Below are 12,933 nucleotides of genomic sequence, written 5' to 3'. Positions count from 1 at the left end.
GGTTACAGCACCTCCGGAGCCAGGGAAACGATCTTCATGAACTTCTTGTCACGAAGCTCGCGGCCCACTGGGCCGAAAATACGAGTGCCACGAGGATCGGCAGCGTCACCCTTGAGGATCACTGCAGCGTTCTCGTCGAACTTGATGTAGGAACCGTCTGCACGACGGATTTCCTTCTTGGTGCGAACGACGACTGCCTTGACGACGTCGCCCTTCTTCACGTTGCCGCCAGGAATTGCATCCTTGACGGTAGCGACAATGGTGTCGCCAATGCTTGCGTAGCGACGCTTCGAGCCGCCAAGAACACGAATGGCAAGGATTTCCTTGGCACCGGTGTTATCGGCAACCTTCAGTCGCGACTCCTGCTGAATCACTTCTTACTCCTGTCGTCTCGCTGGTTCTCATGAATGAGCCTTGCGGAACGGATATGGTCTCCACGATACGTATCGCTTACCCCCACTGGCGCGGGCGCACCGAATGCTGATCCCAATTGCCGGCAGGGCCGAGGCGTAAAATATCGAGGCTGCGCTTGCGCGACCAAACGGATTTGGACCGCACTGCATCATGCCGAAGGTGGATAGTCCTCGAACATCATGCGCACAGATTCTTAAGTCTAGCCTAGAGTGGCGCGAATCCGAAATGGTGTGGTAAGAGAAAGGCGAGCGTCGTTCGTCACACCGCTGGCAGTCCAGATTCCCAGAATTCCGGGGTTTTGGTGCTGGCATCGATTGAGGCAGCTCGCCGCTTGCAGCGGCTTCCGGATGCCTTCGCAGTCCCAACTAGGCGCTGTCGCGGACGCAATGCTGACGAATTGCCATAATCGGCATTAATTTTTGGCTCACTCCATGAACTCGACAGTGGCGCTCACAGCCAGGTGATCAGAACCTCCGACCGCATGCGAGGAAGAATCCGTCACATTGAGTTCCTTTGCCACTATATGGTCAATGCCGATCAGCGGCGGGAAGCTCCGTCCAGCTGGCCAAGTCGGGCGGGGCAAGAAGCCGCCAGCCTGCACGAATCCGTCCCCCAGGGCACGGAACGCAGGATGCGAGCGAACAGAGTTGAAGTCGCCGGCAAGGATCACCGGATTGTCCTTCTGCTGTTCCGACCAGTCGATGACCGAAGCCAAGCCCCGCTCCCACCTTTGCGCATCGCCGACTGGCGGATAGATATGGATGCCGGCCACGCTCACGAGGCCTCCAGGTGCCTGCACATCGACGACAGGCAAGGAATACCAACCCGTGGCTTCTGCATCCAGATCGCTGACGCGTTCCTGCAATGGATACTTTGAGAAGATCACGGTATCCCGTTCTCCCCCACTGGGCGCCTCGTGGCTCCGATAGCCGAGGTCGTCCAGGGCGCCCCGCCTTGCGAGCTGCCGGTGCAATGGTTCGCTGGTTTCCACCAGGACGAGAATCTGCGGTTCCGTCCTGCTGATCACTTCCGCGAGCTGTTCAGGGTCCGCTCCAGCTTTCAACGCATTGAACGATAAGACGACCAGCTCGGAGTTGTCGTTTCCCGACTGCCCCTCGACAGCGTTCAGCTGCACGTTGGGCACTGTCCCGCATAGCAGGAGCACGAACAGGCATCCGCTGATCATCCACTTCTTGCCCAGCAGGCCAATAACCAAGCCCGCTGCCGGAAGGAGCAGGAGGTAAGGTTGGAAAGCCTGGAGCTTGGGAATCCATCCACCGCCGAGGAAACCCAGATACGGAAGGGCTCCAGCAACTAGGGCGAGAATCAGAACCGCGCCGGCAGGCCAACCAAAGTACGGCATTCGTCGTCGAATCATCACGCCCCGAGCCTACGCGATCCGAATTGTGATTCCGGTCAGGTCGCTTTCCCATCCGTTCGTTGCCGGTCGGCTCGCGTCCAGCTAAGCCTTTGGCCAATTCACGATTGCTGCGATGCCCACTGCGCTACACGCCGTGCGCTCTCTTCCGCCGACAGATCCTGAACCCTCGACATGATGGACCAGCGGACGCCAAAGGGATCGAGGATTGATGCAAAGCGGTCCCCCGAGACGAAGTTGCTCAGCGGCTCTCGAATCGTGGCACCTGCAGCTTCGGCCCTGGCCACTACCGCATCTGCATTTTCGCAGTAGTATCCCAAGGAATAGCAGGCGTTCGGAGCCGCCGGTGGCACGACCAATCCATAGGCAGGTGACGGTTCGCCAATCTGCAAGTGGCCATTGCCGAAATCTATCTCCGCGTGGACTACTGCTCCGCCCATTTCGGTCGAATCCACTATGGTGGCGCCAAAGACTTCTGCATAGAAGTCCAGGGCTGCCCTTGCGTTGGGTACCGCCAAGAATGGCGTCAAGCTGGTGACCCCATGCGGCACGCCAGCAGTGGTATGCGTTCCTGTCACGCCGTGCGTGGCTTCTTCGAGATTTTCCATATCTTCAGCCTAGGAGTGTGTGGCAGGCTGGTTCTTGTAAATTTGCGACAACTTGTACGGGTGGTAGGCCATGGAGGAAGCTGCAGCAGATCCGCGCGGCGTTTTGTATCCCGCCCGCCTACCGGCAATCGAGCGCTACTCGCCCGATCCGTGCCTCAGGGAGTTGGTCTCGTGGTTTTGGCTAGTGGAATGGGACATTGCCCCGGGACGCACCTCAAGACAGGAATTGCTGCCCTTTCCGCAAATGAATCTGGTCGTTCAGGCAGAGGGGGTAACGCTTTCCGGCCCGGCCAGCGGAGCATCGCACCGCGACCTGTCCTGCAGCGGATGGGCCGTCTCAGCTTTGCTCCGGCCCGCAACTGCTCAGGCTCTGGGTGTGGAGCCTGTGCAGCTGCTGGACCAGGAAATCCAGTTCAACGCGCCTGAGCTGCTGGCCGCGATCACAGAGATCAAAACGCTGGGCTCCCACGAAGGCAACGGAGCCGCTTGTGCTGATGCCTTCAGCTCGTGGTTCAACGCCCATCTTCCACACGCGTCGCGCGAAGGCCTTCGTGCCAATGAATTGCTCGACGCTGTGGCCATGGAACGCGGGATCGTGAGGGTTTCCCAATTGGCCCAGCACCTGTCGCTCAGTTCGCGCAGCCTGCAACGGATTTCGGAACGGTATTTGGGTCTGGGACCGCTGGCAGTGATTCGGCGCTATCGCTTGCAAGAAGCAGCCCATAGGCTGCGCGAGGACCCTGGGGCCTCCATCGCGGGCATTGCCGCGGAGCTGGGATATGCAGATCAAGCCCATCTCGCTGCCGATTTCCGGAAGGTGCTGGGTTATTCCCCTCGAACTTATCGAAAGAGAAAAATCTAGCCTGCCAACACCGCAGTCGCTATTAGCGGTTAGGCGGCTGTCAGTTGCCTGTTGATCGCTGCACGGCCCATTCGATGGGGCGGTGCCAGATGTCATTCACGGCATTGAATACAGAAAAGCCCCGGACTCTTCTTGCGAAAAGTCCGGGGCGTTTCTTCAATCACGAGATCCGTGAAATCGCGGGGAAGCTTACTTAGCCTTCTCTACGATCTCAACGAGACGCCAGCGCTTGTCAGCGGACAGCGGGCGGGTCTCAGCGATGACAACCAAGTCGCCGATGCCGGCTTCGTTGTTCTCGTCGTGAGCCTTTACGTTCTTGTTGCGACGCATAACCTTGCCGTAGAGGGCGTGCTTCACACGGTCCTCAACGTCTACGACGATGGTCTTCTGCATCTTGTCGGATACCACGTAACCACGGAGGGTCTTGCGGTCGTTACGCTCGGTAGCGTTATCCACACCGTTCTCCTTCTCGCTCATTACTTGGAATCCTTCTTGGTTTCTTCAACCGGAACAACGACATCCTCACGAATGCCCAGCTCGCGCTCGCGCAGCACAGTGTAGATGCGGGCGATATCGCGCTTGATTGCCTTCAGGTTCCCGTGGGATTCCAGCTGGCCGGTAGCCGACTGGAAACGCAGGTTGAACAGTTCTGCCTTGGCCTTCTTCAATTCCTCGTTCAAACGAGCGGTATCGAAGCCGTCCAGGGACTCAATGCTAAGGTCCTTCGAACCGATAGACATCCCTATTCACCACCTTCACGACGCACGATGCGTGCCTTCATTGGCAGCTTGTGGATTGCAAGACGCAATGCCTCTTTAGCTACCTCTTCACTGACGCCACCGAGTTCAAACATGACTCGTCCTGGCTTGACGTTGGCGACCCACCACTCCGGCGAACCCTTACCGGAACCCATGCGGGTTTCGGCAGGCTTCTTGGTCAGCGGACGGTCTGGGTAGATGTTGATCCAGACCTTACCGCCACGCTTGATGTAACGGGTCATGGCGATACGAGCGGCTTCGATCTGACGGTTAGTCACGTAAGCCGGGGTCAACGCCTGGATACCGAACTCACCGAAAGCTACGGTGGTGCCGCCCTTAGCAGCGCCCGAACGCTTCGGGTGGTGCTGCTTGCGGAACTTCACACGACGTGGGATAAGCATTTAAGCCTGTCCTCCTTCCGCAGCCGGAGCTGCAGCGCCCTTGCGATCGTTGCGACGACGGCGTTCGCCGCCACGTGGACGGTCGTTGCCGCCACGGCCACCACGAGCTGGAGCAGCAGCCTGCTGTGCAGCCAGTTCCTTGGCGGTAACGTCACCCTTGTAGATCCAGACCTTCACGCCGATGCGGCCGAAGGTGGTCTTGGCTTCGAACTTGCCGAAGTCGATGTTCGCGCGCAGGGTGTGCAGCGGCACACGGCCTTCGCGGTAGAACTCCTTGCGGGACATTTCTGCGCCGCCAAGTCGACCGGAGCACTGAACGCGGATGCCCTTGGCACCAGCGCGCATTGCCGACTGCATTGCCTTCTTCATCGCACGGCGGAAAGCCACGCGGGAAGCAAGCTGCTCGGCGATGCCCTGGGCGACCAGCATGGCCTCCATGTCAGGGTTCTTGACCTCGAGGATGTTCAGCTGAACCTGCTTCTTGGTGAGCTTTTCCAGCTCGCCGCGAATGCGGTCAGCTTCTGCGCCGCGACGACCAATGACGATACCTGGACGTGCAGTGTGGATATCCACACGTACGCGGTCACGGGTACGCTCGATCTCGACGCGGGCGATGCCAGCGCGGTCCATGCCGTTAGACAGCAGGGCGCGGATCTGGACATCTTCCTTCACGTAGTCAGCGTAGCGCTGGCCTGGCTTGCTGGAATCAGCGAACCAGTGGGAAACGTGATCGGTGGTGATGCCGAGACGGAAACCGTTCGGGTTAATCTTCTGTCCCATTTAGTTCTCCCCACCCTTCTGCGTGGTTGAAACAACCACAGTCACGTGGCTGGTGCGCTTCTTGATCTGGAATGCGCGACCCTGTGCACGCGGCTGGAACCGCTTCATGGTCGGACCTTCGTCAACAAACGCTTCGCTGATAAACAGCTCGTCCTCATTGAATGCTTCACCTGCGCGGTCCGCGGCGGCACGGGCGTTAGCCACTGCCGATGCGACAACCTTGTATACCGGCTCCGAAGCTGCCTGTGGGGCAAACTTCAAGATGGCCAGTGCCTCGTTGGTCTGCAGACCACGAACAAGGTTGACGACGCGCCGGGCCTTCATAGGCGTTACGCGGATGTGACGCGCAATTGCCTTGGCTTCCATTGCTATCCTTCTCTCGTCTATCGAAGAAGTGCTAAGCGATACTAGTACCCTCGCGGGGCCTAGCGGCGCTTGCCCTTCTTGTCGTCCTTCACGTGGCCACGGAACGTACGGGTTGGGGCAAACTCTCCGAGCTTGTGTCCAACCATCGATTCGGTGACGAACACTGGGATGTGCTTGCGACCGTCGTGTACGGCGATGGTGTGTCCCAGCATGTCCGGGATGATCATCGAACGGCGGGACCACGTCTTGATGACGTTCTTGGTGCCCTTTTCGTTTTCAGCAACGACCTTCAGGAACAGGTGCTGATCGACGAAGGGGCCTTTCTTCAGGCTGCGTGGCATGTTTCCAGGCTCCTATCGCTTGTTCTTGCCGGTCTTGCGGCGACGCACAATGAGCTTGTCGCTTTCCTTGTTTGGACGACGGGTGCGTCCCTCACGCTTACCGTTAGGGTTGACCGGGTGACGACCACCGGAGGTCTTGCCTTCACCGCCACCATGTGGGTGGTCAACTGGGTTCATGACAACACCGCGAACGGTTGGGCGTACGCCCTTCCAGCGCATGCGGCCGGCCTTGCCCCAGTTGATGTTGATCTGCTCAGCGTTGCCAACTTCGCCGATGGTTGCGCGGCAGCGCACATCAACGTTGCGGATTTCGCCCGAAGGCAAACGCAGCTGAGCGTAGCGGCCCTCGCGGGCTACCAGCTGGATCGATGCACCAGCGGAACGAGCCATCTTGGCGCCGCCACCTGGGCGGAGCTCAACAGCGTGGATCACGGTACCAACCGGGATGTTACGCAGTGGCAGGTTGTTGCCTGGCTTGATGTCGGCGTTTGCGCCGGCTTCAATAGCGTCGCCCTGCTTCAGGTTGTTCGGTGCGATGATGTAGCGCTTGGTGCCGTCCACGTAGTGGAGCAGCGCAATGCGTGCGGTACGGTTCGGGTCGTACTCGATGTGAGCGACCTTTGCCGGAACGCCGTCCTTGTCGTGACGACGGAAGTCGATCACGCGGTAGGCGCGCTTGTGTCCGCCACCCTTGTGACGGGTGGTGATCTTACCGGAGTTGTTACGGCCGCCTGACTTGGTCAGTGGACGAACCAACGACTTTTCCGGAGTCGATCGGGTGATTTCTGCGAAGTCGGCTACCGACGAGCCGCGAAGGCCCGGGGTAGTCGGCTTGTACTTACGAATTCCCATTATTTATATTCCTCGTTAAAGTGGTCTCCGCTTAGGAAAGCGGACCGCCGAAGATGTCAATCGAGCCGTCCTTCAAGGTGACGATGGCGCGCTTGGTGTTCTTGCGCGCACCCCACCCGAAGCGGGTGCGCTTGCGCTTGCCAGCTCGGTTGATGGTGTTAACGGAGTCAACCTTGACGTTGAAGATGGCTTCAACGGCGTACTTGATTTCCGACTTGTTGGAGCCTGGTGCCACCTCGAAGGTGTACTGACCTTCGTCGATCAGACCGTAGCTCTTTTCCGAAACGACAGGTGCGATGACCACGTCGTGTGGAGCCTTTGAGAACGCGCTCACTTGGCTTCCTCCTTCTGGACCAGGGCATCGAAGGCAGCCTTGGTGAAGACTACGTCATCCGAAACCAGAACATCGTAGGTGTTCAGCTGGTCGACGTACAGAACGTGCACATTGACGAGGTTGCGAACCGAGAGGGCTGCAACATCGTTGGCGCGATCGATGACGACAAGCAGGTTCTTGCGCTCGGTGAGCGAACGCAAGGTAGCCAGAGCTTCCTTGGTCGAAGGCGTTTCGCCAGCAACCAGGTTCTCAATCACGTGGACGCGATCGAAGCGTGCGCGATCAGACAGGGCGCCGCGCAGTGCAGCAGCCTTCATCTTCTTCGGGGTACGCTGCGAGTAGTCACGTGGGGTTGGACCGTGGACAATGCCACCGCCGGTCATGTGCGGAGCACGGATCGAACCCTGGCGGGCGCGGCCGGTACCCTTCTGCTTGAACGGCTTGCGACCTGCACCCGAAACCTCGGAGCGGTCCTTGGTCTTGTGGGTACCCTGGCGGGCAGCAGCAAGCTGTGCGACGACAACCTGGTGCAGCAGCGGGACGTTGGTCTGTACGTCGAAGATCTCTGCAGGCAGTTCGACGTTAAGTGCCTTAGTCATTTACTTATGCTCCCTTCACGGCGTTGCGTACGAGAACGACGCGGCCGCGGGCGCCTGGAACGGCACCCTTGATCAGCAGGAGGTTCTTCTCAACGTCGATAGCGTGAATGGTCAGGTTCTGAGTGGTAACACGCTCAGCACCCATGCGACCGGCCATCTTCTGTCCGCGGAATACGCGACCTGGGGTCGATGCGCCGCCGATGGAACCTGGCTTACGGTGGTTCTTGTGAGCACCGTGCGATGCGCCAACACCGGAGAAGTTGTGGCGCTTCATAACGCCGGCGAAGCCCTTACCCTTCGAGGTGCCTACGACGTCGACCTTCTGGCCGGCTTCGAAGACCTCTACGGAGAGCTCCTGGCCTGCGGTGTACTCGGCAGCGTCTGCGGTGCGCAGTTCTACCAGGTGGCGACGTGGGGTAACGCCAGCAGCCTCGAAGTGGCCAGCCATTGGCTTGGTGACCTTGCGAGGATCGATCTGGCCGTAGCCGATCTGAACTGCGGTGTAGCCATCGCGCTCTTCAGTGATGAGCTTGGTGACAACGTTGCTGTCAGCCTGCACGACGGTGACAGGGATCAGGTTGTTGTTCGAATCCCAAACCTGGGTCATGCCGAGCTTCGTGCCCAACAGGCCCTTGAAATTACGGGTTGCGGTCATAGTTTTCTCGCCACCTCCCCTTAAAGCTTGATTTCGATGTTGACATCCGCTGGCAGGTCGAGACGCATCAGCGAATCAACAGCCTTCGGGGTCGGATCAACGATGTCGATCAGACGCTTGTGCGTGCGCATTTCGAAGTGCTCACGGCTGTCCTTGTACTTGTGTGGCGAACGGATAACGCAGTACACGTTCTTCTCCGTTGGCAGCGGCACTGGGCCGACTACGGTTGCGCCTGCGCGCGTGACCGTCTCAACGATCTTCCGGGCCGAAACGTCAATGACCTCGTGGTCATACGACTTCAGCCGGATGCGGATTTTCTGTCCCGCCATGGCGTCATGCCTCTTTCTGTTAGCACTATCTAAAGTTTCTGTGCCTGTATACGGGTCCTTCCGGACCGGCACGCCTTGCTCTGCGGCTGAATCCGGATCAGATCCGGGTTCCTCACCCGCAGGAGGCTCCGACCCCCGCGCTCGGGCGTGTCGTGAAAATTTCAGTCACAAAACACCCACAAAGTTTTCACCTTATCGAGGGGCCTTATAGTTTGAAGCAGTTGTATCGATCCCGAACCCCAGGCATTATCCTGCGTGAGAGTCGATCCCGGTCGTTCAAACCAGATCCGGTTACCCCATAAATGGGGACCGGGTTGCACTGAAGCAACTTATCTAGTCTGACAGGTCGGCCACGATCGCGCAAATCTTTTATGCCTATCCGTGCCCGTGATCTTGACCTCACGACGACTCTGGCCCATCCTGTCCGGTCCGCTCCGGCCCCGCAGGCAGCGGTGGATCTGCCAGGCTTCCTTGCTTCGTCGGCACGGATTCCTGCTTGTCAACTTTCACCAGCTTGAAGACCGCGGCGGCAATCAGCCCCAGGCCGATGATCACCAGCCAGAGGAACGCCAGGTCGCGCAGGAACCACAAGACTGCCAGGGTGATGGCTGCCGCACCCCACCAGATGAACAGCCGCTCCCCCAGTTTCAACCCCCACGCCACCAGTGCGCCGAAGAAGACCAGTCCGATCACCTGGGCTGCACCATTGGATTCGACCAGCGCCGTCAGCAAGGCCAGGCTGCCGGCAGCCGATGCAGCCAGCAGGTAGATCTTCTGCAATCGCGCATCGGCTCTGGCATTGCGCCACACCACCAGCACTGCTGCAACAATGCAGGCATAGGCTGCCACGCTGCTGGCCCGCGGTGCGCCGGCGATCTGCGCATAGCTGCTGAGCGCCAGCAGGGCCCCGAGGAGAATGAAGCCGTCCACTGCGAAAGGCACCAGCGGCTGGGGAAGCTCGTAGAGCCGCACCAGCACCGCAACACCGAAGATGAGCAGCGCGCCGCCAACCACCTGCCAGGTTGCGCCAGCATCGAGGTGGCCGATCCCACCTGCCAGCAGCAACGCGAGGAGCATGCCGGCAAAATACAATCGCGAAGCAGCACCGGGCGGATCCTCATGGAGGTAGCCGAAATGGGGATATCGCGGTACTGGTTCCTTCATTCGCCCATGGAAGATGGCAAGCAGATACAGTCCCATGCCCGCGCCTGCCAGTGCCCATGCGGCATCCATCGGTTCCATCACCAGGGCCCCGCCAGCTTGCCGCACTTCGAAGACCGCACGCAGGAGAGCCACACCCAGCATGATGCTCGATCCGGCCGCATACCAGGCACTCGTGCGCGTGTGCACCATGAGGATGAACGCGCAAGCCATCAACAAGTGCGCAGCAACTGCCCACCAAGAACCTGCCTGCCATGCCGCGGCCCATACCGCGGGAAGGAAGATGGCCAGCGCCACGGCCAGCGAATACTGCTTCTTGGTACGCGAACGCCATTCAAGGACGAGGGCGCCGAGGCCCACCGCCAGCAGCATGGCGCAAGCAGCTTGCGAACTCCACCAGATGGCGCGGATCCACCCGGTCGCATCGGGCATTGCCAGCGCCGGAATGCTGATCAGCAGGATCAGCGACAGAATCGGGGCCACCAGATAGAGCTGTCGCTTGGCTACCGCTAGGCCGGTCTCAGCCTTGAATGCAGCCAGTCCGTGCAGCCCGAAGAACAAGCAGGCCAGGAGAACCGCTCCCCGATCAAGGCCGCCAGCGAACTGCCCGTAAGCCAACGTTGCTGCTGGAATGCCCGCCAGCAGCCCAACTGCCATCCACCGCAATTCGCTACGCAGCGCATTGCCTCTGCGGATGCCGGCCAGCAAGCGGACCAATTGCGGGATGGCCACTGAAACCAGCAGCAGGCAGAACCTGCCGTGGATGTCGAATTCCATGCTGTAGGCAACCCACCACACCATGGAGCTGAAGAACACTTGGGCCAACGCGGCGTAGATGACCTTCCACTGCTGATTGATGCTACGGCGCAGGCACCAGGCGAAATAACCCAAGGAAGCCGCCCCGACGACGATCGCCAGCGGCCAGAAATCCCTGCCGAAGCTGAGCGCATAGAGCCCCAGCAGCAAGCCGGCGGCCCCCAGGCTGATCGGCTGTCCCAGCTCTGGTCGCTGGGAAGGAAGATCGCGAAGCCGCCACCCCGAGGCAATGACCAGGCCCACTGCAATCACCAGGCCGAGGATGAACCAGGCCAGCGAGCTGAGCCCGAGGAACGCCACCAAACTTGCACCGTAGCCATCATCGCCCCTGGTTGAGAGCACTCTCAGGCCGAGCAGAAGTACCACGCCGAGCAGCGCCGAAACACCCACACGGCCCAGCCGGTGCGCCTGCGCCAATCCTCGTTCCAGCAAGGATCGGCTCGCCAGATTCGCCACCCACAAGATGAACATCACCAGGAGCACCGCAATCAACGAGGCGGCGCCATTCGCAGATCCGTCGCCACCGGTCGCGAGCTCCTGGAGCGCGGCGCCGAGCACTCCTGCGCCAATCAGCGCCAGTACCCAGCGCACGTGCCCGGTGATTTCCCTAAGCAGGCTGCGATTGCGGCGATGCGCCAGCGAAAGGCCGAGCAGTGCCAGCACGAAGGCCGGCAGTGGACGCCAGCTGTAAATCTGCAGATCCACCAGCGTCACGAGCGGAAGAACCGCAATGGCTCCAATTTCCAGCTTGGCTCCGCGCAGCAGGCCCGTCACTGCCAACGCCATGAAGATGGGAACCGCGATGCAGCTGAGCATGAAGGCCTCGATGCCCTCTGCGGCAAAGTACGCGAAGGCGACCGAGGCAATCCCGGCGCTCCACAGCACCGCGCGTTCAACTTGCAAGTGCTTGAGTGCCAATCCCAATCTCTGCCGGTATCCGGTCCCCCAGCGCAGGACTGCCACGGTTTGGAGCCCGAAGGCGTAGGCAAGCACCAGCCAGGTGCTCGTTGCGGTCATGCCGAGATAGTTGCAGCCAGAGACGAGCACGCCCATGAACGCGGCGCGGGCAGCATACGTGCGAAGCAAACGCAGGTTGGCGAGCAGCCTGACACTGAGCAGCAATTGGGCGGTGAGCAAGGCGAAGATCCAGAACAGATTCCGGCTGGTGAGCATCTCGGCAAGGATCGCCGCCAGGACGAAGACGAACGCAGGCAGCAGCTGCGCAGTGCCGAGCAGCGCTTGGAAGAAGATCGAGGCGCGGATCCTTTCGCTGCGTGAGGCGAGAAGCATCAGCACGATCGAGAGCACCAGCAGGATCAGCATGTAGTAGAGGACTCCGCGCTGCAACGTGGCCGCGCCCGCCATGGCGGTGCTGACCAGAATCAGCACGGCCACCCAGGCCAGGACACGGGACTTGAGCGCCAGCGTCGCATAGCCCACTGCTACCGTGCCGATGGCCGAGAATACCAGCCAAGTCGCTGGCCCGGAGATCTCCAGCGTGCTATGCGTGGCAATGGCGCACAACGGCAGCAAGGCCAAACCGGTGCCGGCAAAGGCGGCACCCGCTGGCCGCAAGGAAGGCTTCACTGCATAGGTGACCAGGCCGCCGCCATAGAACCCAGCCGAGAGCAGGAAGAGGGCAATGAGCTTGGATAGCGGTGGCAGCGCGAAGCTCAGGAATAGCGCGCCGGCAGCAACGATCATCAGGGCCGCGACGTAGAGCGTGATATTGATATTGCGCAATTCGCGCTCGCGCTTGGTCAGGACCTTCATCGGCCTTGCCGGCGCCGTAGACCCTGCCGCGGGGGCAGGCGCGCGGTAGGCGGAAGCTGCATTAGCAGGAACTTGCTGGAGGTACGGCTGGCTGCCGCGAACCGCCTCGGCCCCTGGTGCGACCGGCGCGGCATCACCGGCGGCCGCCGGTTGCGGCTGGGCGGGTTGCGCATAATCCGGCGGTACCGGGGCTCCCGGGACACCCAGGGCTTGGTCGACGGCTGGCTCCGCGGGAGCCTTCCCACCGGATTGCCCCAAGTATCTGACGGCCTCGTCGTAGCCCCTCTGCCAGGCTTCGCCCAGCGCATCCAGCTGTTGCGGACTGTGCGAAGCAGCTCGTTTTCCCTGGCGTCGGCCAAGGCCGAAGGCCAGCAGGATCAAGATGATAGATACGATGGCCCAGCCGATCATTGAAGCCACTCCCCCAGATAATGAATTGTTGCGCACTCCAATTAGACCACCTTCTAGATATATTCACTAGCTGACGCTCGCAATTAACCAAAAAA

The 12,933-nt window shown here is 60.3% G+C and carries 16 protein-coding genes; 1 reads left to right on the top strand and 15 read right to left on the bottom strand.

Annotated elements, in window-relative coordinates:
- Positions 1-2: 2 nt before the first annotated feature.
- The 3 genes from rplN to EKH49_RS12660 all read right to left on the bottom strand — a co-directional run bounded on the left by rplN (position 3) and on the right by EKH49_RS12660 (position 2,400).
- On the bottom strand, positions 3-374 hold the full coding sequence (gene rplN / locus EKH49_RS12670; protein WP_038992191.1) for a 50S ribosomal protein L14: 372 nt from the start codon (positions 372-374) through the stop codon (positions 3-5).
- 464 nt (positions 375-838) lie between these two features.
- Positions 839-1,792 (bottom strand): endonuclease/exonuclease/phosphatase family protein, encoded by a 954-nt coding sequence (locus tag EKH49_RS12665; protein ID WP_145964446.1) that lies wholly within the window; start codon positions 1,790-1,792, stop codon positions 839-841.
- A 101-nt stretch (positions 1,793-1,893) separates the two neighbouring features.
- Positions 1,894-2,400: a VOC family protein gene (locus EKH49_RS12660; protein WP_128471122.1), complete on the bottom strand. Its 507-nt coding sequence runs from the start codon at positions 2,398-2,400 to the stop codon at positions 1,894-1,896.
- A 70-nt stretch (positions 2,401-2,470) separates the two neighbouring features.
- On the opposite strand from EKH49_RS12660, the gene EKH49_RS12655 reads away from it, so the two are divergent.
- Complete coding sequence (locus EKH49_RS12655; protein WP_128471121.1) at positions 2,471-3,262, top strand: helix-turn-helix domain-containing protein; 792 nt, start codon at positions 2,471-2,473, stop codon at positions 3,260-3,262.
- Positions 3,263-3,451: 189 nt separating this feature from the next.
- Here EKH49_RS12655 and rpsQ read toward each other — a convergent pair whose 3' ends face one another.
- The 12 genes from rpsQ to EKH49_RS12595 form a co-directional block, all read right to left on the bottom strand.
- A complete protein-coding gene (gene rpsQ, locus EKH49_RS12650) occupies positions 3,452-3,739 on the bottom strand; it encodes a 30S ribosomal protein S17 (RefSeq protein WP_013349679.1) in 288 nt (95 codons plus the stop codon).
- Positions 3,739-4,002 carry a 50S ribosomal protein L29 gene (gene rpmC, locus EKH49_RS12645; RefSeq protein WP_038992193.1) on the bottom strand — a complete coding sequence of 88 codons (264 nt, stop codon included), beginning with the start codon at positions 4,000-4,002 and terminating at the stop codon, positions 3,739-3,741. Before rpmC ends, rpsQ begins: the two co-directional genes overlap by 1 nt.
- 2 nt (positions 4,003-4,004) lie before the next feature.
- Positions 4,005-4,421: a 50S ribosomal protein L16 gene (gene rplP / locus EKH49_RS12640; protein ID WP_022874131.1), complete on the bottom strand. Its 417-nt coding sequence runs from the start codon at positions 4,419-4,421 to the stop codon at positions 4,005-4,007.
- Positions 4,422-5,201 (bottom strand): 30S ribosomal protein S3, encoded by a 780-nt coding sequence (gene rpsC, locus EKH49_RS12635; protein WP_038992194.1) that lies wholly within the window; start codon positions 5,199-5,201, stop codon positions 4,422-4,424.
- Positions 5,202-5,567, bottom strand: coding sequence for a 50S ribosomal protein L22 (gene rplV / locus EKH49_RS12630; protein WP_013349683.1), 366 nt, complete (start codon positions 5,565-5,567; stop codon positions 5,202-5,204).
- Positions 5,568-5,626: 59 nt separating this feature from the next.
- Entirely contained in the window at positions 5,627-5,908 is a 282-nt protein-coding gene (gene rpsS, locus EKH49_RS12625; RefSeq protein WP_022874134.1) for a 30S ribosomal protein S19, read from the bottom strand.
- A gap of 12 nt (positions 5,909-5,920) precedes the next feature.
- Positions 5,921-6,760, bottom strand: coding sequence for a 50S ribosomal protein L2 (gene rplB / locus EKH49_RS12620; protein ID WP_038992195.1), 840 nt, complete (start codon positions 6,758-6,760; stop codon positions 5,921-5,923).
- A 31-nt stretch (positions 6,761-6,791) separates the two neighbouring features.
- Positions 6,792-7,094 (bottom strand): 50S ribosomal protein L23, encoded by a 303-nt coding sequence (gene rplW / locus EKH49_RS12615; RefSeq protein WP_038992196.1) that lies wholly within the window; start codon positions 7,092-7,094, stop codon positions 6,792-6,794.
- Complete coding sequence (rplD, locus tag EKH49_RS12610) at positions 7,091-7,693, bottom strand: 50S ribosomal protein L4 (protein WP_038992197.1); 603 nt, start codon at positions 7,691-7,693, stop codon at positions 7,091-7,093. The genes rplW and rplD overlap by 4 nt, the downstream gene beginning before the upstream one ends.
- 4 nt (positions 7,694-7,697) lie before the next feature.
- A complete protein-coding gene (gene rplC / locus EKH49_RS12605) occupies positions 7,698-8,348 on the bottom strand; it encodes a 50S ribosomal protein L3 (RefSeq protein ID WP_038992198.1) in 651 nt (216 codons plus the stop codon).
- Between the two features lie 20 nt (positions 8,349-8,368).
- Positions 8,369-8,677 (bottom strand): 30S ribosomal protein S10, encoded by a 309-nt coding sequence (rpsJ, locus tag EKH49_RS12600; RefSeq protein WP_013349689.1) that lies wholly within the window; start codon positions 8,675-8,677, stop codon positions 8,369-8,371.
- Positions 8,678-9,076: 399 nt separating this feature from the next.
- Positions 9,077-12,874: a hypothetical protein gene (locus tag EKH49_RS12595; RefSeq protein ID WP_128471120.1), complete on the bottom strand. Its 3,798-nt coding sequence runs from the start codon at positions 12,872-12,874 to the stop codon at positions 9,077-9,079.
- Positions 12,875-12,933: the final 59 nt, after the last annotated feature.

The sequence above is a fragment of the Glutamicibacter sp. HZAU genome (assembly GCF_004100365.1).
Lineage (GTDB): Bacteria > Actinomycetota > Actinomycetes > Actinomycetales > Micrococcaceae > Glutamicibacter > Glutamicibacter nicotianae.
Note: the sequence above shows the minus strand (reverse complement) of the source record. Positions and strands in the feature narration are given on the sequence as shown.